General features: G+C 68.0%; 15 protein-coding genes. 11 read left to right on the forward strand and 4 right to left on the reverse strand.

Translation table 11 applies throughout. From position 1 onward, the window contains the following. Nucleotides 1-163: 163 nt before the first annotated feature. From PCA_RS07535 to PCA_RS07545, 3 genes are all read right to left on the reverse strand, one after another. Nucleotides 164-1,054: a carbon-nitrogen hydrolase gene (locus tag PCA_RS07535; RefSeq protein ID WP_181301976.1), complete on the reverse strand. Its 891-nt coding sequence runs from the start codon at nt 1,052-1,054 to the stop codon at nt 164-166. 47 nt (nt 1,055-1,101) lie between these two features. Next, nucleotides 1,102-2,136, reverse strand: a complete 1,035-nt coding sequence (locus PCA_RS07540) for an agmatine deiminase family protein (protein ID WP_181301977.1) — start codon at nt 2,134-2,136, stop codon at nt 1,102-1,104. A gap of 157 nt (nt 2,137-2,293) precedes the next feature. After that, nucleotides 2,294-2,647, reverse strand: a complete 354-nt coding sequence (locus PCA_RS07545) for a hypothetical protein (protein WP_181301978.1) — start codon at nt 2,645-2,647, stop codon at nt 2,294-2,296. Nucleotides 2,648-2,864: 217 nt separating this feature from the next. On the opposite strand from PCA_RS07545, the gene abc-f reads away from it, so the two are divergent. The 10 genes from abc-f to PCA_RS07595 all read left to right on the forward strand — a co-directional run bounded on the left by abc-f (nt 2,865) and on the right by PCA_RS07595 (nt 17,311). Beyond that, a complete protein-coding gene (abc-f, locus tag PCA_RS07550) occupies nt 2,865-4,811 on the forward strand; it encodes a ribosomal protection-like ABC-F family protein (RefSeq protein ID WP_181301979.1) in 1,947 nt (648 codons plus the stop codon). Then, nucleotides 4,812-5,735, forward strand: a complete 924-nt coding sequence (locus tag PCA_RS07555; protein WP_343204425.1) for a phosphoglycerate mutase — start codon at nt 4,812-4,814, stop codon at nt 5,733-5,735. Next, a complete protein-coding gene (gene recJ, locus PCA_RS07560; protein WP_343204426.1) occupies nt 5,696-7,486 on the forward strand; it encodes a single-stranded-DNA-specific exonuclease RecJ in 1,791 nt (596 codons plus the stop codon). The genes PCA_RS07555 and recJ overlap by 40 nt, the downstream gene beginning before the upstream one ends. A 201-nt stretch (nt 7,487-7,687) precedes the next feature. Further along, on the forward strand, nt 7,688-8,062 hold the full coding sequence (locus PCA_RS07565; protein ID WP_181301980.1) for an STAS/SEC14 domain-containing protein: 375 nt from the start codon (nt 7,688-7,690) through the stop codon (nt 8,060-8,062). Nucleotides 8,063-8,407: 345 nt separating this feature from the next. After that, on the forward strand, nt 8,408-10,090 hold the full coding sequence (gene asnB, locus PCA_RS07570; RefSeq protein WP_181301981.1) for an asparagine synthase B: 1,683 nt from the start codon (nt 8,408-8,410) through the stop codon (nt 10,088-10,090). A 76-nt stretch (nt 10,091-10,166) separates the two neighbouring features. Then, nucleotides 10,167-10,445 carry a hypothetical protein gene (locus PCA_RS07575; RefSeq protein ID WP_181301982.1) on the forward strand — a complete coding sequence of 93 codons (279 nt, stop codon included), beginning with the start codon at nt 10,167-10,169 and terminating at the stop codon, nt 10,443-10,445. 44 nt (nt 10,446-10,489) lie between these two features. Beyond that, nucleotides 10,490-11,615 (forward strand): peptide chain release factor 2 gene (gene prfB, locus PCA_RS07580; RefSeq protein ID WP_181301983.1). Its coding sequence is split into 2 segments (ribosomal slippage): nt 10,490-10,564 and nt 10,566-11,615, totalling 1,125 coding nucleotides; the frame shifts between segments, so codons are not numbered across the junction. Nucleotides 11,616-11,657: 42 nt separating this feature from the next. Further along, the gene (locus PCA_RS07585; RefSeq protein WP_181301984.1) at nt 11,658-12,008 is read left to right on the forward strand and encodes a hypothetical protein; all 351 of its coding nucleotides are present in this window, start codon (nt 11,658-11,660) and stop codon (nt 12,006-12,008) included. Between the two features lie 192 nt (nt 12,009-12,200). Beyond that, nucleotides 12,201-13,721, forward strand: a complete 1,521-nt coding sequence (lysS, locus tag PCA_RS07590; protein WP_181301985.1) for a lysine--tRNA ligase — start codon at nt 12,201-12,203, stop codon at nt 13,719-13,721. Between the two features lie 68 nt (nt 13,722-13,789). Next, entirely contained in the window at nt 13,790-17,311 is a 3,522-nt protein-coding gene (locus tag PCA_RS07595) for an ATP-binding protein (RefSeq protein WP_181301986.1), read from the forward strand. Between the two features lie 22 nt (nt 17,312-17,333). On the opposite strand, the gene PCA_RS07600 is transcribed toward PCA_RS07595, so the two are convergent. Continuing rightward, complete coding sequence (locus PCA_RS07600; protein ID WP_181301987.1) at nt 17,334-18,110, reverse strand: DNA-binding response regulator; 777 nt, start codon at nt 18,108-18,110, stop codon at nt 17,334-17,336. Between the two features lie 256 nt (nt 18,111-18,366). Here PCA_RS07600 and PCA_RS07605 point away from each other — a divergent pair. Continuing rightward, a partial coding sequence (locus tag PCA_RS07605; protein ID WP_219918608.1) for an ESPR domain-containing protein occupies nt 18,367-18,639 on the forward strand: 273 nt, incomplete at its 3' end.

Below are 18,639 nucleotides of genomic sequence, written 5' to 3' on the forward strand. Positions count from 1 at the left end.
TCCAGTGCCTGCAAGCCACGGAACACAAAGACGCTGGATGACCAGCTTCGCTGTTGTGAAGCGCCTCCTGCCTTCGCAGGAATGACGACAGGCAGGGAAGTAGGGCGGCCATGGACAGCCGCCCGTGCGATTCTCGCGTTCAAAGACGAACGCCCAAGTACGCTCAATCCCGGAAGCGCTTGAGCAGGTCGCCGTAGGCGTCGATGCGCCGGTCGCGCAGGAACGGCCAGATGCGGCGCACGTGCTCGCTGCGCTGCATGTCGATCTCGGCGATCAGCAATTCGCGTTCGTCGGTGCCGGCCCTGGCGAGGAATTCGCCCTGCGGGCCGGCGACGAAGCTGGTGCCCCAGAAGCGGATGCCGGCGCCCACGCCGGAGGGATCGGCCTCGTGGCCGGTGCGGTTGCAGGCCAGCAGCGGCAGGCCGTTCGCCACCGCGTGGCCGCGCTGCACGGTGACCCAGGCCTCGCGCTGGCGATCCTTCTCGTCCTGCACGTCGTTCGGGTCCCAGCCGATGGCGGTAGGGTAGAGCAGCAGTTCCGCGCCGGCCAGCGCCATCAGGCGCGCGGCTTCCGGATACCACTGGTCCCAACACACCAGCACGCCGAGGCGGCCCACCGAGGTGTCGACGGGCTCGAAGCCGAGGTCGCCCGGCGTGAAGTAGAACTTCTCGTAGAACGCCGGATCGTCGGGGATGTGCATCTTGCGGTACTTGCCCGCGATCGCCGCCGAGCGGTCGAACACCACGGCGGTGTTGTGGTACAGGCCCGCCGCGCGCTTCTCGAACAGCGAGGCCACCACAACGAGCTTCAGCTCTTCGGCCAGCTTGCCGAGGCGCGCGGTGCCGGGGCCGGGAATGCTCTCGGCCAGGTCGAACAGCTCGACCGACTCGTGCTGGCAGAAATACGGGCCGTTGTGCAGCTCCTGCAGCAGCACCAGTTCGGCGCCGGCACTGGCGGCTTCGCGCAGGCCGGCCTCGATGGCGTCGAGGTTGGCGTCGCGGCTGCCGCGGTCGGTTTCCTGCAGCAGCGCGACCTTGAGCGTCTTGCGGGTCATCGGGGAAATCCTCGTGCTACCGAACCATGCATTCTAGCGAATGCGCCTCATACCAGCCCGGCCGGCAACTGCATGGTGATGCAGTGCAAGCTGCCGTTCTGCCAGATCAGCGGGCGGCAGGGCACCTGCACCACGTCGCGGCCCGGATGCACGCTGCCGATGATGCGCGCGGCCTCGTCGTCGGCGGCGTCGCCGTAGGCGGGCACCAGCACCGCGCCGTCGATCACCAGGTAGTTTGCATAGGAGGCGGCGAGGCGGCGGCCTTCGTCGATGATCGGCCGCGCCCAGGGCAGCGGATGCAACTGGTACGGGCGGCCGTCGAGGGTGCGCAGCGCGGCCAGTTCCTCGCCCATGCGGCCGAGTTCGGCGTGGTGCTTGTCGCCCGCGTCGTCGCAGGCCTGGTAGACGATGTGTTCGCCGGGCGCGAAGCGGGCGAGGGTGTCGATGTGCGCGTCGGTGTCGTCGCCTTCGAGGTAGCCGTGGTCCAGCCACAGGATGCGCCCGGCGTGCAGGCTGTCCTCCAGGATCGCGTTCATCGCCTCGCGGCTCTGCTCCGGGTGGCGCTGGTGCAGGCACTTCCAGGTGGTGAGCACGGTGCCCGCGCCATCGCTCTCGATGCCGCCGCCTTCCAGCGCCCAGTCGATGCGCCGGTGCCCGGCCTTGCCGAACACGCCGGCATCGACCAGGCCCGCGATCAGTGCGTCGTCCTGTTCGGCGCCGAACTTGCCGCCCCAGCCGGTGAAGCGGAAATCGGCAAGCTGGAAACGGCCGTCGTCGGCCTTCAGCGTGACCGGGCCGGAATCGCGCAGCCAGGTGTCGTCGTAGGGCAGTTCCACGAAGCGGATGCGGCCGAAGTCGACGCCCGCGGTACGCAGCAGCGACTCGGCATGCGCACGCACCCCGGCGTCGGCCACCACCACGATCAGCCGCTGGAAGCGCGTCACCGCCGCGGCCAGCGCCACGTAGGTGGTTTCCACCTCGGCCAGCCGTTCGGCCCAGTCCGTACCGGCATGCGGCCAGGCGATCAGCACCGCGGCTTGCGGTTCCCATTCGGCGGGCAGGCGCCAGCGGGGGTCGGTCATGACGGGGTTCTCGTGCGGGGCGGCGCGCGGCGCCGGGCCGCGCATTTTAAGCGAATGCGCATGACAAACGGCAGGCGCGCGTTCGGCCTGCTTGCCAGGGCTTTGGCACGAAAACGCGGCCCGCGTCGCCGCGGGCCGCGTTGCGATCCGGCGGAACTCAGTTCGCGGAGGCGGGGTGGGTGTTGTTGCCGGCCGGCGTGTTGAGTACGGAATGGACCACGTGGCTGTGCTCGAAGTAGACGATGAAGTTCGCGTACTCCCAGCGGTTGATCACCGGATGCCTCTTGCTGTCGCCGCCGCGCGGCGAAAGCTTGCGCTGCGGCGCGCCGTAGCGCTGCTCGACCTGGGCCATGCTCATGCCGCGCGCAGGCAGGTTCATGCCTTTTTCCTGCTGCACGCGGTGGATCAGCAGGTTGTCGGCCCGGGCCGTCTGCGGCGCGGCGCAGCCGACGGCGACGAAGCCGATGGCGAATGCTGCCAGCAAGGGCAGCCCGTGGCGATGCTTGAACATGGTCCCCTCTCCGCAGCAAGGCGTGGCCGCGCCGTTGTAGCAGAACTGTTTGCGACTATCCACGGGCAGGCGCGGCGGCTGTGACGGACATGGCCGTTGCGCGCACCGGGGCGGGTTCGATCCGGGCGGTTGGGGGAGCGGCGCGCCTGGCGGTGGGCGTCCCGAAATCGCGAGGTGCCTTATCATGTGCGGCCGAGTCGCCCGATTGACGTATCCCATGATCGCGTTCCGCCATTTTGCCCTGCGCCGCGGCGCCCGCCTGCTGCTGTCCGACATCGACCTGGTGATCCAGGCCGGCTGGCGGCTGGGCGTGATCGGACGCAACGGCTGCGGCAAGTCCAGCCTGTTCGCGGCGCTGCAGGGCCAGGTGGAGGCCGATGCCGGCGACATCGACCTGCCGGCGAAACTGCGCCTGGCCTCGGTGGCGCAGGAAACGCCCGCGCTGCCCGATCCGGCCATCGACTACGTGCTGGGCGGCGACGTCGAACTGGCCGCCGTGCTGCGCGACGAAGCCGACGCCCAGGCGCGCGGCGACAGCGAGGCGATGGCGCGCGCCCACCACCGCATCGAGGAACTGCACGGCTACGACGCCCGCGCCCGTGCCGGCCGGCTGCTGCATGGCCTGGGTTTCGCGCCGGAAACGCACGAACGCGCGGTGAAGGAATTCTCCGGCGGCTGGCGCGTACGCCTGAACCTGGCGCGCGCGCTGATGGCACCGTCCGAACTGCTGCTGCTGGACGAGCCCACCAACCATCTCGACCTCGACGCCGTGCTGTGGCTGGAAGAATGGCTGCGCCGCTACCAGGGCACCTTGCTGATCATCTCGCACGACCGCGAATTCCTCGACGGCGTGATCGACCACACCCTGCACCTGGTCGACGGCGGCGCGCGCCTCTACACCGGCAACTACAGCGCGTTCGAACGCCTGCGCGCCGAACAGTTGCGCCAGCAGCAGATCGCCCACGAGCGCGAGCAGGCCGAGCGCGCGCACCTGCAGAGCTTCATCGACCGCTTCAAGGCCAAGGCCAGCAAGGCCAAGCAGGCGCAGTCGCGCATGAAGCGGCTGGAGAAGATGGCCGGCACCGAGGCCGTGCGCGCCGAGCGCGCGTTCCACTTCCAGTTCGCCCAGCCCGACCGCGTACCCGATTCCATGCTGCAGCTGGAAGAGATCGCCGCCGGCTACCCGGCCGGTTCGCGCGAGGAAGGCGACGACCATCTGCCCGGCCACGATGCGCCCAGCCGCGAAGCCGCGATCATCCTGCGCGACGTGCGCTTCCGCCTCGAAGCCGGCGAACGCATCGGCCTGCTCGGCCCGAACGGCGCGGGCAAGTCGACCCTGGTCAAGACCCTGGTCGGCGAACTCGCGCCGATGGGTGGCGAGCGCAAGGCGCACAAGGATCTGAAGATCGGCTACTTCGCCCAGCACACGGTGGAAAGCCTGCATGCCGGGCGCAGCCCGTTCGACCACCTGCAGGACAAGGCGCCGAACGCGGCCGCGCAGGCGCTGCGCGATTTCCTCGGCACCTGGAACTTCGCCGGCGACCGCGCCTTCGAGTCGGTGGACGGTTTCTCCGGCGGCGAGCGCGCGCGCCTCGCGCTGGCGCTGATCGCCTGGGACAAACCCAACCTGCTGCTGCTCGACGAACCCACCAACCATCTCGACCTCGACATGCGCGAAGCGCTGGCCGACGCGCTGGCCGACTTCGACGGCGCGCTGGTGCTGGTGTCGCACGACCGCCACCTGCTCGGCATGGTCTGCGACAGCTTCTGGCGCGTGGCCGATGGCGTGGTGGAGCCGTTCGACGGCGACCTCGACGACTATGCGCGCTGGCTGCGCTCGCGCGGCGCGGCGAACAAGAAAGCCGCCAAGGCCGAGGCGAAGCCGGCAACGCCGGTCGAATCGCCGGAGGAACGCCGCCGCGCCGCGGCCCAGCAGCGCGAGAACGAAAAGGCCTCGCGCCAGCGCGTGAAGAAGATCGAGACGCGCATGGCCGCCATCGATGCCGAACTGACCGCGCTGGAGGCCAGACTCGCCGACCCGGAAACCTACAACGGCTCCACGGCTGCGCTGATGAAGCTGGGCCAGCAGCAGGCCGAACTGCGCCGCGAGAAGGAAACGTTGGAAGCGGAGTGGATGAGCTTGTACGAAGTGCTGGAAGCCTGAGTGGACGCACCGATGGACACGCATCCGGCAAGCGTGTGGCTGCCCCCGCTGGAGCACGTGGACCGCGCGCACCCGCTGCACCGCCTGCTGGCGCAGGCGGATCGCCTGGACGGCGACGCGCGCGACCGCATGGCCCGACTCGCCCACGGCTTCGGCGCGGAATCGCCCTTGCCGGCCGCGGCGCTGCTGCGCGAACGCCTCGCCGGCGATGCGGGCGACGCGGCCTGGCTCAACGCCGATCCCGCCTGGGTGCAGCCGGACATGACCGGCGTGCGCCTGCTCGCCTGCGGCGCGATGCCGATGGCGCCGGGCGAGGCGGAAGCGTTCGCGCAGGCGTTGCAGCCGGCATTCGCCGAGGCCGGCCTGCAACTGGAGATCACCGCGCCTACCCACTGGCAGTTGCGCCTGCCGCCGGGTACGGCGCTCCCGGCGTTCGCCGCGCCCGCGCAGGCGCTGGGCGAGGACTTGTACCAGCACCTGCCGCAGGGCGCGGAAGGCCGCCCGTGGCGCGTGCTGCTGAACGAGGTGCAGGTGCTGCTGCATCAGCACCCGCTGAATGCCGCGCGGCAGGCGCGCAGCCTGGCGCCGGTCAACAGCGTGTGGCTGTGGGGGGCAGGGCGCTTGCCCGCACCGCTGCACGGCCGCTTCGCCGGCGTGGTCGGCAACGATGAATTGCTGCACGCGCTGGCGGCGCGTGCCGGCATCCCGGGCCGGGCGTACGCGCCGCAGGCCGTGGCGATGGCCAAGGCCGGCTGGCTGATCGACCTGCAGGAGCTGCCCGCCGGCGAATTCGCCCGCGACGCGTGGCCGGCGTTGCAGGCGTTGGCGCGAAGGCAGACGCTGGAGCTGGTGTTCGCCGGCGGCGAGCGCTGGTCGTGGCGCCCGTGGCATCGCTGGCGTTTCTGGCGCAGGGCGCCGCGTTGAACGCGCCGGAGCTGCGCCGGCGCACGCTGCAGGGCGAACCCTCGGGCTGGGACGCCACTGTGCACCCGGTGCTGCAGCGTATCTATGCGGCGCGCGGCGCGCTGCAGCCTTCGGACGTGGAGCACCGCCTGCAGCGCATGCTGCCGCCGCAATCGCTGGGCGGACTGGAGGCGGCGACCGCGCTGCTGGCCGAGGCGATCCGCGACGACTGGAGCATCCTGGTCGCCGGCGACTACGACTGCGACGGCGCCACCGGCACCGCCGTCGCCGTGCGCGGCCTGCGCATGCTGGGCGCGAAGCGTGTGGGCTACGCCGTGCCGAACCGCTTCGTGCACGGCTACGGCCTCACGCCGGCGCTGGTCGATTCGCTGCAGCCGCGGCCGCAACTGGTCGTCACCGTGGACAACGGCGTGGCCAGCGTGGCCGGCGTGGCGCGGGCGCAGGCGCTGGGCATGCGGGTGATCGTCACCGACCACCATTTGCCCGGCGAACAGTTGCCGGCCTGCGATGCACTCGTGAACCCCAATGTGAATCCTGGGGAGTGCGGGCAGGAACGCCCGCTTTTTGACGCTTGCGTGCAGGACGCACGCATGAAAAACCTGGCCGGCGTGGGCGTGATGTTCTACCTGCTGCTGGCCTTGCGCGCGAAGTTGCGCGGGGACGGTGCGTTCGCCAAGGGCGAGCCCGATCTTTCCGTGCTGCTCGACCTGGTGGCGCTGGGCACGGTGGCCGATCTCGTGCCGCTGGATTTCAACAACCGCGTGCTGGTGGAAGCGGGCTTGCGGCGCATCCGCGGCGGCAAGGCCTGCGCCGGCATCGCCGCGCTGATCGAATGCGGCAAGCGCAGCGCGGCTACGCTGTGCGCGAGCGATCTCGGTTATGCGGTTGGGCCGCGTTTGAACGCGGCGGGGCGGCTGGAGGATATGCAACTGGGCGTGGAATGCCTGCTCACCGACGATGCCGCGCAGGCGCGCCGTTACGCCATGCAGCTCGACGAGATCAACCGCGAACGCCGCGACCTGCAGGCGTCGATGGTGGCCGAAGCCGAGGCGATGACGGCCGGCCTGCGCGACATCGATGCGGTGGGCGTGGCGTTGTACGAACCCTCCTGGCATGCGGGCGTGGTGGGGCTGGTGGCCTCCAAGTTGAAGGAACGCCTGCATCGCCCGGTGATTTCGTTCGCGCCGGCCAGCGAAGACGATACGGCAAGCTTGCGCGGCTCGGGCCGTTCGATCTCTGGCTTCCACCTGCGCGATGCGCTGGCCATGATCGACGCGCGCCAGCCCGGCCTGATCGAGCGTTTCGGCGGCCACGCCATGGCGGCCGGGCTGAGCCTGCGCACGGAAGATTTCCCGCGCTTCGCCGCGGCGTTCGACGCCGCCGCCCGCGAGCTGATCGCGCCGGAACGCCTGCAGGCCGCGCTCTACACCGACGGCGAACTGCCGGTGGGCAGCCTGTCGCTGGAACTGGCGCGGCAGCTGCGCGAGGCCGGCCCGTGGGGCCAGGCTTTCCCCGAGCCGGTGTTCGACAACCTGTTCGAATGCGCGCACTGGAAGCCGATGGGCGAAGGCCACTGGCGGCTCAACCTGCGCGACCCACGCGACGGCAGCGTGCACGATGCGGTGATGTTCAATGTCGGGTCCGCTGCGCCGCCGCCGCGACTGCGCGCCGCCTACGAGCTGGTCGTCAACGACTGGCAGGGGCGGGAATCGCCGCGCCTGTTGCTGCGGCATGTCGAACCGTCGGATTAACCGACTGCCTGCTCGTCATTCCTGCGAAAGCAGGAATCCAGTGCCTTTGTGTTCCGTGGCTTACAGGCACTGGATCCCAGCCTTCGCTGGGATGACGAGCAGAATCAGACCATCCCTGACGTGCGCGGCAGCAAATTCGCGCGGCAGCAAATTAACGCCGCTTGCGCCACACTGGACGCTCCGCCCGCAACGGAGATCGCCATGCTGGAACAGATCGATGGACTGCCGCCCGGCGCGCTGGGTTTCCGCGCCCACGGGCAGGTGACCGCGGCCGATTACGAACAGTTGCTCGTGCCGGACGTGGAAGCGGTGCTGGCGCTCAATCGCAAGCTGCGCATGCTGTTCGTGGTGGAACCCGACTTCACCGGTTTCGACGCCGGCGCGATGTGGCAGGACTTCATGCTGGGCATCCGCCACATCAGCGGCTGGGACCGGGTGGCGCTGGTCACCGACGTGCCGTGGCTGCGCACCGCGACCAAGGCGACCCGATTCCTGGTGCCGGCAGACTTCCGCCTGTTCGGGCTGGCCGAGCGCGAGGCGGCGGCACAGTGGATCGCCGAGCCCGTGGATGGCTGAACGTATGGACGGCCGAACACGCTCATGCCGAATCGTCACTTGCGCGACCGTCCGCGTTCTGCTGTAGTCGGCGCATGACCTTCATGATCGCCACGTTCCCGAACGCCACCGCGCCTGCCGCGCGGGGCCTCGTGGCGGCCGTCAACAACAATCGCGCGAACAACAACGCCAATCGTTGGCGGGCCCGCGCGTAGCTGAAAGCAACACCACCAGACACGCGATCGAGGCCCGCCCAGTGCGGGCCTCTTCGTTTGTGCGCGTATCCACCCGCGCAACTGCATTCCGGCCATCCGTGGCCACTTTCAAACCGAGCGGCACCCACAACCGTTACCGAGGAGCTTCGCCATGTGTTCGATTTTCGGAATGTTCGACCTGCAGCCGGGCGACGATCTGGCCGCCCTGCGCCGGCAGGCGCTGGAGCTGTCGCAGCGCCAGCGCCATCGCGGGCCGGACTGGAGCGGCGTGTTCGTGGATGCGGGCGTGATCCTGGTGCACGAGCGCCTGGCCATCGTCGATCCGGCCTCGGGCGCGCAGCCGCTGCGTTCGCGCGACGGCGCGCTGGCGCTGGCGGTGAACGGCGAGATCTACAACCACCGCGAGCTGCGCGCCGCCAGCAGCTACGACTTCACCACCGGCTCGGACTGCGAAGTCATCAACGCCCTGTATCGCGAGCACGGCGCAGACTTCCTGCCGAAGCTCAACGGCATCTTCGCCTTCGCGCTGTGGGATGGCGCGGCGCAGCGCTACCTGATCGCCCGCGATCCCATCGGCGTCTGCCCGCTGTACTGGGGCCACGACGCGCAGGGCCGCCTGTGCGTGGCCTCGGAGATGAAGGCGCTGGCCGGCGTGTGCGCGGACGTGGCCACGTTTCCGCCCGGCCACGTCTACGACAGCGCCACCGGCGAACTGCGCAGCTACTACGCCAGGCCGTGGCGCGATTACGCGGCGACCCGGGGCCAGGGGCCCGCGCCGGGCGAGCTGCGCCAGGCCTTCGAGCAGGCCGTGCACCGCCAGCTGATGACCGACGTGCCTTACGGCGTGTTGCTTTCGGGCGGCCTCGATTCCTCGCTGGTCGCCGCCTGCGCCGCCAAGTTCGCCCGCGAGCGCATCGAGGACGGCGACCGCAGCGAGGCCTGGTGGCCGCGCCTGCACTCCTTCGCGATCGGCCTGGATGGTTCGCCCGACCTCGCCGCCGCGCAGATCGCCGCCGATGCGCTGGGCACGGTGCACCATGGCTTCGTCTACACCTTCTGGGAAGGCCTGGACGCCGTGCCCGAGGTGATCCGCCACCTGGAAACCTACGACGTCACCACCATCCGCGCCGCCACGCCGATGTACCTGCTCGCACGCCGCATCAAGGCGATGGGCGTGAAGATGGTGCTGTCGGGCGAAGGCTCCGACGAGATCTTCGGCGGCTACCTGTACTTCCACAAGGCGCCCTCGGCCGAGGCCTTCCACGAGGAAACCGTGCGCAAGCTCGACGCGCTGCACAGCTACGACTGCCTGCGCGCGAACAAGGCGATGATGGCCTGGGGCGTGGAAGCGCGCGTGCCCTTCCTCGACCTCGAATTCATCGACGTGGCGATGGGCATGGACGCCGCCCACAAAATGGTCGACAAGAGCGGGACCGGCAACGGCAAGATCGAAAAGCACGTGCTGCGTGCGGCCTTCGACGGCGCCTTGCCGAAGGAAATCCTGTGGCGCCAGAAGGAGCAATTCAGCGACGGCGTGGGCTACGGCTGGATCGACGGCCTGAAGGCGCATGCCGAACAGCAGGTGAGCGATCGCGAATTCGCCGCGGCGGCCTCGCGCTACCCGTTCAACACGCCGGCCACCAAGGAAGCGTATTTCTACCGGCGCATCTTCGAGCAGTTCTATCCGGGCGAGGCCTGCGCCGCCACCGTGCCGGGCGGCAAGTCCATCGCCTGTTCCTCGCCCGCCGCGCTGGCCTGGGACCCGGCCTTCGCGGCGCTGGCCGACCCGTCGGGACGCGCGGTACGCGGGGTGCACGCGCAAGCGCTGGCGTAACGGGGCGTCGGTGCATCGACCTTGGCGAGGGCCTCGGTTCTCGTCGAGGTCGGCATTGCCGGACAGCAGCACGGCGATGGAACGGGTGCCGGATGCGGGCCAGCAGGCAAGCCAGGCCGACGATCGCGTAGACCACCAGGACGCTGAAGGCGATCAGCCTGAAGATTTTCCTGCCGAGGTGGAGCACCCATCCCGCGGCAAGGGCGAGGGCGGGGCCGTATACCAGGGACTGGAATCGCTCGTTCGTGCGGGCAACGGCCCGGGCAGGGAAGGAGGCGGCTTCGCCCGGGCCGGCATCGGCGGTCGGACGTCGGACGAAGCCGGATTACAGGCTTTGCGACAGTCCCCTCTGTGACGTATCTGCTATTCTTCCGGCCTTTGCCGTTCGTCATCATTCCCATGATTGAAACCAATCCGATCCTCGCGCAGATCGCGGACCTCACGGCCCGCGTCGAGTCGCTTAGGGGGTATCTTTGACTACGCAACCAAGCGTGAGCGTCTCGAAGAAGTAAGCCGCGAGCTGGAAAGCCCCAACGTCTGGGACGACCCGCCGCGCGCGCAGGAACTGGGCCGCGAACGTGCGCGCCTGGATACCGTGGTCACCGGCATCGACGAACTCACCGCGGGCCTCTCCGACGCCGGGGAACTGGTGGAGATGGCCGCCGCCGACGGCGACGAGGAAACCGTCGCCTCCGTCGTGGACGACGTGGCCAGGCTGGAAGCCCGCGTGGGCAAGCTGGAATTCCAGCGCATGTTCTCCGGCAAGATGGATTCGGCGAACGCCTTCGTGGACATCCAGGCCGGCGCCGGCGGCACCGAGGCGCAGGACTGGGCCGAGATGCTGCTGCGCATGTACCTGCGCTGGGCCGAGTCGCGCGGCTGGAAGACCGAGCTGCTGGAAGCCTCCGGCGGCGAAGTGGCGGGCATCAAGTCGGCCACGTTCCGCGTGGAAGGCGACTACGCCTACGGCTGGCTGAAGACCGAGATCGGCGTGCACCGCCTGGTGCGCAAGAGCCCGTTCGACTCCGACAACCGCCGCCACACCAGCTTCACCAGCGTGTTCGTGTCGCCCGAAGTCGACGACGACATCGACATCGAGATCAACCCGGCCGACCTCAAGACCGACGTCTATCGTTCGTCCGGCGCCGGCGGCCAGCACGTCAACAAGACCGAGTCCGCGGTGCGCATCACCCACGTACCCAGCGGCGTGGTGGTGGCCTGCCAGACCGAGCGCAGCCAGCACGCCAACCGCGACCGCGCAATGAAGATGCTGGCCGCGAAGCTGTACGAGCTCGAGGTGCAGAAGCGCAACGCCGAGAAGGACGCGCTGGAAGCCACCAAGTCCGACATCGGCTGGGGCAGCCAGATCCGCAACTACGTGCTCGACCAGAGCCGCATCAAGGACCTGCGCACCGGCGTGGAGCGTTCCGACACGCAGAAGGTGCTGGACGGCGACCTCGACGAGTTCATCGAGGCCAGCCTGAAATCCGGCCTGGACGCGGGCGCCAAGCGCGTCGATGCCTGAGCAAGGTCCAAGATCACGCGAACCACAGACGAGGTAGCCAGCATGAATGCCAAGAAGATTTGCAGCATCCTGTTTGCCTGTGCCGCCCTGGCGGCGTTCGGCGCGGTCGCGCAGGAGAGCGCCGGCCAGGAGATCAAGCAGGGTGCGAAGGACGTCGGCCACGGTGTCGCCAACGGCGCCCGGGCCGTGGGTCATGCCACCAAGCATGTCGCCCACAAGATCGGCCACGGCGCCAAGGAGGCCGGCACCGGCATCGGCCATGGCGCGAAGAAGGCGGGCATCGCCGTCGGCCATGGCGCCAGGGATGCCGGTGTCGCCGTCGGCCACGGCGCGAAAGAAGGCTGGGATGCCACCAAACACGCGACCAGGAAGGTGTTCGGCAAGGACGATTGATCGTTCCGACATGTTTCATCCCGTTCACCCTGAGCGTCGGCCCGAAGGGCCAGAGTCGAAGGGGGCGAATGGCCGGTCGCTTCGACTTCGCTTGCTGCCGCAAGCTACGCTCGGCGTGTACGGAAATCGCAAGCCATTCCCGGAAGCCCCCACATCCGCCGGCATGAATGCGCCGGCCACCACGGAAGCCCCATGAGCGAGACCACCGATACCCAGCCCGTCGACGAGAACAAGCTGATCGCCGAGCGCCGCGAAAAACTCACGGCATTGCGCGGGCAGGGCATCGCCTTCCCGAACGACTTCAAGGTGGACAGCTTCGTCGGCGACCTGCAGGACGAGTACGCCGACAAGGACAAGTACCCCGCCGAGGCCGTCGAGGCGGCGCAGCGCCGGGTGAAGGTGGCCGGCCGCATCGTGCTCAAGCGCGTGCAGGGCAAGGTCAGTTTCGTGCAGATCCAGGACATGACCGGCCGCATCCAGCTGTTCATCCACCAGGGCACGGCGGGCGAGGCAACCTACGAGGCGTTCAAGAGCTGGGACATGGGCGACATCGTGGGCGCCGAAGGCCTGCTGATGCGCACCAAGACCGGCGAGCTGTCGGTGAAGGTGGATGCGCTGCGCCTGCTCACCAAGAGCCTGCGCCCGCTGCCCGACAAGCACCACGGCATGGCCGATGTGGAGCAGCGTTACCGCCAGCGCTACGTCGACCTGATCGTGACCCAGGAAGCGCGCGACACCTTCCAGAAGCGCTCGCGCATCATCGGCTTCATCCGCCAGTGGCTGGAAGCCGCGCCGCGCCGCTTCATGGAAGTGGAAACGCCGATGATGCACATCATCCCCGGCGGCGCCACGGCCAAGCCCTTCATCACCCACCACAACGCGCTCGACCTCGACCTGTTCCTGCGCGTGGCGCCGGAGCTGTACCTGAAGCGCCTCGTGGTGGGCGGCTTCGACCGCGTCTACGAGATCAACCGCAACTTCCGCAACGAGGGCGTGTCCACCCGGCACAACCCCGAGTTCACCATGCTGGAGCTGTACCAGGCCTACGCCACCTACAACGAGATCATGGACCTCACCGAGAACGTGATCCGCGAGACGGCGAAGCAGGTGATCGGCACCACTGAACTGACCTGGGAAGGTGCCGGCATCGACGTCGGGCCGGCCTTCCGCCGCTGGACGATGGAAGACGCGGTGCTGGAGCACAACCCCGACATCAAGCGCGGGGAACTGCGCGACCGCGCCGCCATGGCCGCGCACGCGAAGCGCCTCGGCGTGCAGGTCAAGGACGGCTACGGCTGGGGCAAGCTGCTGCTGGAAATCTTCGAGAAGACGGTGGAACACACCCTGATCCAGCCCACCTTCATCACCCAGCACCCGGTGGAGGTGTCGCCGCTGGCGCGCGAGAACGACACCGACAAGGGCATCACCGACCGCTTCGAGCTGTTCGTCAACGGCAAGGAAATCGCGAACGGCTTCTCCGAGTTGAACGACCCGGAAGACCAGGCCGCGCGCTTCAAGGCCCAGGTGGAAGCCAAGGACGCCGGCGACGACGAGGCCATGCACTTCGACGCCGACTACATCCGCGCGCTGGAAGTGGGCCTGCCGCCCACCGGCGGCCTCGGCATCGGCATCGACCGCCTGGTGATGCTGCTCACCGACTCCGCCTCGATCCGCGACGTGCTGCTGTTCCCGTACATGCGGCCCGAGGCCTGAGCAAGGGGGCGCGTTCTGGCGCCCTGGCGTCGCAAGGGGCCCGCCGTGTACTGCAAGCAGATTCGGACATGATCATGCCGTGCGTTGCCGCCCTGTTCGGGCGGCGAGTGCGCTGGCGCGCCATCGCATCGGCGTTCGTGCTGCTGTACGGCGTGCTGAAAGCGTGCATGGTCGGTGCAGTCGATCTGCCCATTGCCATTCTTGGTGTCGACGTGGGCCTGGACCGGCAGGACATTCGCGTCCTGTACCAGGATCGCGACAGGCTGGTGTGGACTGGCACGAACAAGGGTTTGTACGTCTTCGACGGTGTGGGTTTCCTGCACATGGGGAGCGCGCAGGGGTTCGACTCCTCTGCGGTCGTCGGCATGAGCCAGGATGCTTCCGGCGATCTCTGGATAGCCACGTCGGTCGGCATGCAGGTATACCACCAGGGGCGCTTTGCGACCGTCGAGCCAGACGGGCATCCACTGATTGCCGACCCCGGCCAGACGATGGCGGTCAAACCCGATCACACCCGGCTGGTGGTCAGCGGCCATGGCCTGCGGGTCGTGGCAAGACAGGCTGGCGGAGACTGGACGGCGCAGCCGCTCTTTTCGCTCCAGCAGCGCCAGCAGGATCCGCTGCTGGAGCGGATTGGTGTCGTGGCCACGCAGGCAGACGCGGTCTGGTTCAGCTGCGGCGACGAACTCTGCCGGCTCCAGCGCGGGGCGATCCGGCATTTCGGAATCCGGGAAGGCGTGCCTGCGGATACATGGCGGGACATCCTGGTTGCACGCGACGGGACCCTGTGGGTGCGCGGGGATCGCACGGTGCTGCATATGGCGCCCGGTGCACCGGGTTTTGTCGAACAGCGTCTTCCCGCCGGACAAGCATGGGTTTACGGCGCCAGCGGGCTGCTGGCGCAGGATGCCCACGACGGCATCGTCGTAGGCACGACGACAGGCCTGCTACGTCTCGAAGGCAAGGATTGGAAGGTGTACGGCAGCAAGCAAGGCATCGTGCCGGACCACCCCGCGCTGCCCGTATCGACCCTGCTTGCCGACAGCGACGGCAGCCTGTGGATGGGTAACTCCGGTGCGGGCGTGCTCCATTGGGCGAGAAACGCGGCTGTCGAGAATTGGGGCGCGTGGGATGGATGGAGCCAGGCCGAGTACGCAGCCCTGCATCGCATCGACGAGCTCACGCTTTGGGTGCCCGACGAAACCGACTCGCGATCCGGCGCTGGCGACCAGCGCAACAAGCGCTGGCCGTTGACTTCGTTGCCGCCGGGCCAGGCGCACATGGCGCTGGCCGCGCCGGACGGTTCCATGTGGCACTTCCATTTCGATGGGCGAATCACGCGGCGACGGCCGGGTGCCATCCGCCCGACCACGGTGGTCGTGCTCAAGGCCTACATCCGCGGCGTGCTGGCCACCAGTACGGGAAAGTTCTGGATCTATACCCAAGGCGGCATCGATACCCTGGATCCGGAAAGCGCCGTGGTGACGCGTGCCGGCCATATCCAGCAGGGCACCAGTTGTTCCGATGCCGTCGAAGACAATGCCGGGCGCATCTGGGCAGCCTGCAGTACCGGCCTCTATCGCCACGACGGGCAGTGGGAGCAGGTCGCCTTGTACTCCGCGCATGGGTCGCGGACCGTTCCGATCGCGCCTGAGCGCATTGCCATCACCCCCGATGGCCGACTGTGGATCAGCACCAAAGACGCCAGGTTGCTGGTGTCGCAGATAAGCATGGCGCACAAGCTGCTCGTGCAACCGGCCAGCGATATCCTGCGCGCCGGGACGCGGCTCGACTTCCTCAGGATCGACAAGCGCGGGTGGTTGTGGACCGGCAATGCCACCGGCGTGGGGGTATTCGACGGCACGCGCTGGACGCGTCTCTCCTCACGCGACGGGTTGTTGCTGGACGAGCAGGGCAACCTGTCTTTCCACGCGGACGACGACGGCTCCGTATGGATCGCCGCGAAGACCGGCCTGTCGCATCTCGCCCATCCCATGCGGCTGGTGGTTCCGCCCGTCTGGCGGCCCAGGGTCATTGCGGCGGATTACGGCGGCACGGATCTCTTGCCCGCTCCTGCGACCCCATTCGACCGGGACAAGGTCGTCACCCTGCATCTGGCCGTCACCGGCAACAGCACCGCCAATCCGGTACGTTATCGCTACCGGCTTGAAGGCGTCGACAAGGAGTGGCACGAGACCAGCGATCGAAGCGTGGCCTATCCGTTGGTCGATGCCGGCACCTACCGCTTCGAAGTGCAGGCGATAGACCTGAACCACGAAAATGCGTCGGCTATCGCCGCGTGGACATTCACCTTGACTGCGCCGTGGTGGCAGTCGCCGTGGGCGCCGTTGCTCGCGCTTCCCTTGCCGATCGGTGTCGCCGTGGCGTTTGCATGGCGCTGGCGCAACGCCACCCTGGTGGCCAGAAACCGCCGGCTCGAACACACGGTGGAGCGGCGTACGGCACGGCTCAGGCTGGCGTTGCATGCACGCAACGACCTGCTTGCAAGGATCAGCCACGACCTGCGCTCGCCGTTGGCCAACATCATCGAATGCGTGAACCGGTGGCGCGCCGGCGACACCCGGCGCGATTATCCACGCATCATCGAGCAGAGCATCTGGCTGCAGATCGGGCTGATCGACGATTTGCTGGAATTTGCGCAGGACGAGCACGCCAGCGCCGAACTGGACGAGGCGCCAGGCTATCTGCATGCCTTCCTTGCCGAGATCGTGGCGCAGGCCGCATTGATGGCGGAGCGCGGCGGCAACCAGTTCACCCATCGCTTCGACGACAATTTGCCGATGGTCGTCAAGGCCGATTTCCGCCGCCTGCGGCGCGTTCTCCTGAACCTGCTCGGCAACGCCGCCAAATTCACCCATGGAGGCCTGGTCGAGTTCGACGTGAAGGTGGTGCAGGGCGACGCCGAACGCGTGCGCCTCGGCTTCGCCGTTCGCGACAATGGCATCGGCATTGCGGCCGACAAGCTCGAATCGCTGCTGGAACCGTTCGTGCGCGGCAGCAATGTCGAGCACCGCGAGGGCAGGGGACTGGGCCTGTCCATCGTGACGCATTGGCTGGCTCGCATGCATGCGCACTTGCGGGCCAGCCGGCTGGGCACGGGCGGCAGCGAATTCTCCTTCGTGCTGGATTTCCACACCGCCAGCGAGGCCGAAGTGGACTCCAGCCTGCTCGGCGACGATCCGATGGAGACCGACTACGACGGCAATGGCCAGGCGATCGTGGTGGTGGACGACCAGGCGCAGAACCGCGACATGCTGTGCGACCTGCTCGACAGCTACGGCTTCGCCAGTTTCCCTGCAAGCAGTGGCGAGGAAGCCTTGCGAATCGTGGCTACGCAGCGTCCAGCCATGGTCATCGCCGACCAATACATGGACGACATGGACGGCTGGGCGTTGCTGGCGGAGTTGCGCAAGACACGCGCCGACCTGCCGGTCATCCTTTGCTCCGCCGCACCATCGCGCCGCCCGGATGCTTTCGATCCAACGCTGGATTTCGATGCGGCGCTGCTCAAGCCCGTCAGCGTGCGGCAGTTGCTGCAGGAGATCGAAGGCAGGCTGTCGGGCCGTTGAAAGCCTCGCCGCCGCGGGCGTTTCAATCGTCCGCGTCGTCGTCGCCGACGTGCATGCTCGAGCGATAGGCCGTGGGCGTCATGCCCATGCGCTCGCGGAAGGCCGTGGTGAAGTTGCAGGCGCTGCGGAAACCGACCTGCTCGGCGATGTCCTGCATGCCAAGATGCGAATTGGCCAGCAGCTCGCGACCACGGCGCAAGCGTTCCTCGCGAATCCAGTGGAACACCGTCACGCCCAGCCGCTCGCGGAAAATCGCCGACAGCCGCTTGCCATGCGTGCCGGCCTTGCCCGCAATCTCGCCGAGCTGCGGCAAGTCGGCCAGGTTCGCGAGAATGAACCCCATGGCCGCGCGCAGGGTCACCTCGTCCGGATGCAGGGAGACTGGCGATTCCGCCGGCGCGGGCGGCGCCATGTTGCGGGCGGCAAGCTTCAGGTGGATGCGTACCCGCGCCAGCACCTCCATGGGCAGGCAGGGCTTGAGGATGTAATCGACTCCCCCGTTGAGCAGGCCCTCAAGCCGTTCTTTGTCGGCGCTGGCCGAACTGAAGAAAATGACGGGGATATCCCGCGTTTGCGGGTCGGCCTTCAGGATGCGGCAAGCGGCGAAACCATCCGCTCCCGGCATGCGCACGTCGAGCAGGATGATGTCCGGCTGCAATGCCTGCGCGCGGTGGTAGCCCTGCTGGGCGTCGGTGGCCAGGTTGATGCGTATGCCTTCGGCAAGCAGCAACTCGGTGATGCCACGGATGTCTTCCGGGCGATCATCGATGATCAGCACGAACGCCTGCTTCTCTGCCATGCCACGTCTTCCCTGGGATGTCTTCACCTGTCGGCCAGGTTCGATTCTGGACTGATGGGCGTTCCGCCAAAGCCGTCACGCCCTGCGGCAAAAGTGCGCACTGACGTCCGTCACTAATCTGGCGTCACAGGGCGGTTCCAGGCGCGTCATTGCACCAAACGGTAGCGATTATCGCGGTATTCCGCGCGCGTATCCGTGCGCGCGCGGGCAGTTTTTGAAGCCGTCCTTTCATTTTCCTGAACAGGACGTCTTCGCCATGAACCACATCTACCGACTTTGCTGGAACCGTACGCTGCGCGCCTGGGTGCCGGCTTCCGAACTGGCGAAGGGCAAGGGTGCCGGAACGGATCGCGGCCGTCCAGCTGCACGCCTGCCGCTGATGCTCAGCCTGCTGTCGGTGTCGCTGGGCATGAGCGGCCTCGCCTGGGCCGGCAACACGCCCACCGGCGGCCAGATCGTGAGCGGTTCGGGCCAGATCACGCAGTCCGGCAACGTCACCACCATCCGGCAGAACAGCCAGACCCTGTCG

It is taken from the genome of Rhodanobacter sp. PCA2 (assembly GCF_013620825.1).
Lineage (GTDB): Bacteria > Pseudomonadota > Gammaproteobacteria > Xanthomonadales > Rhodanobacteraceae > Rhodanobacter_A.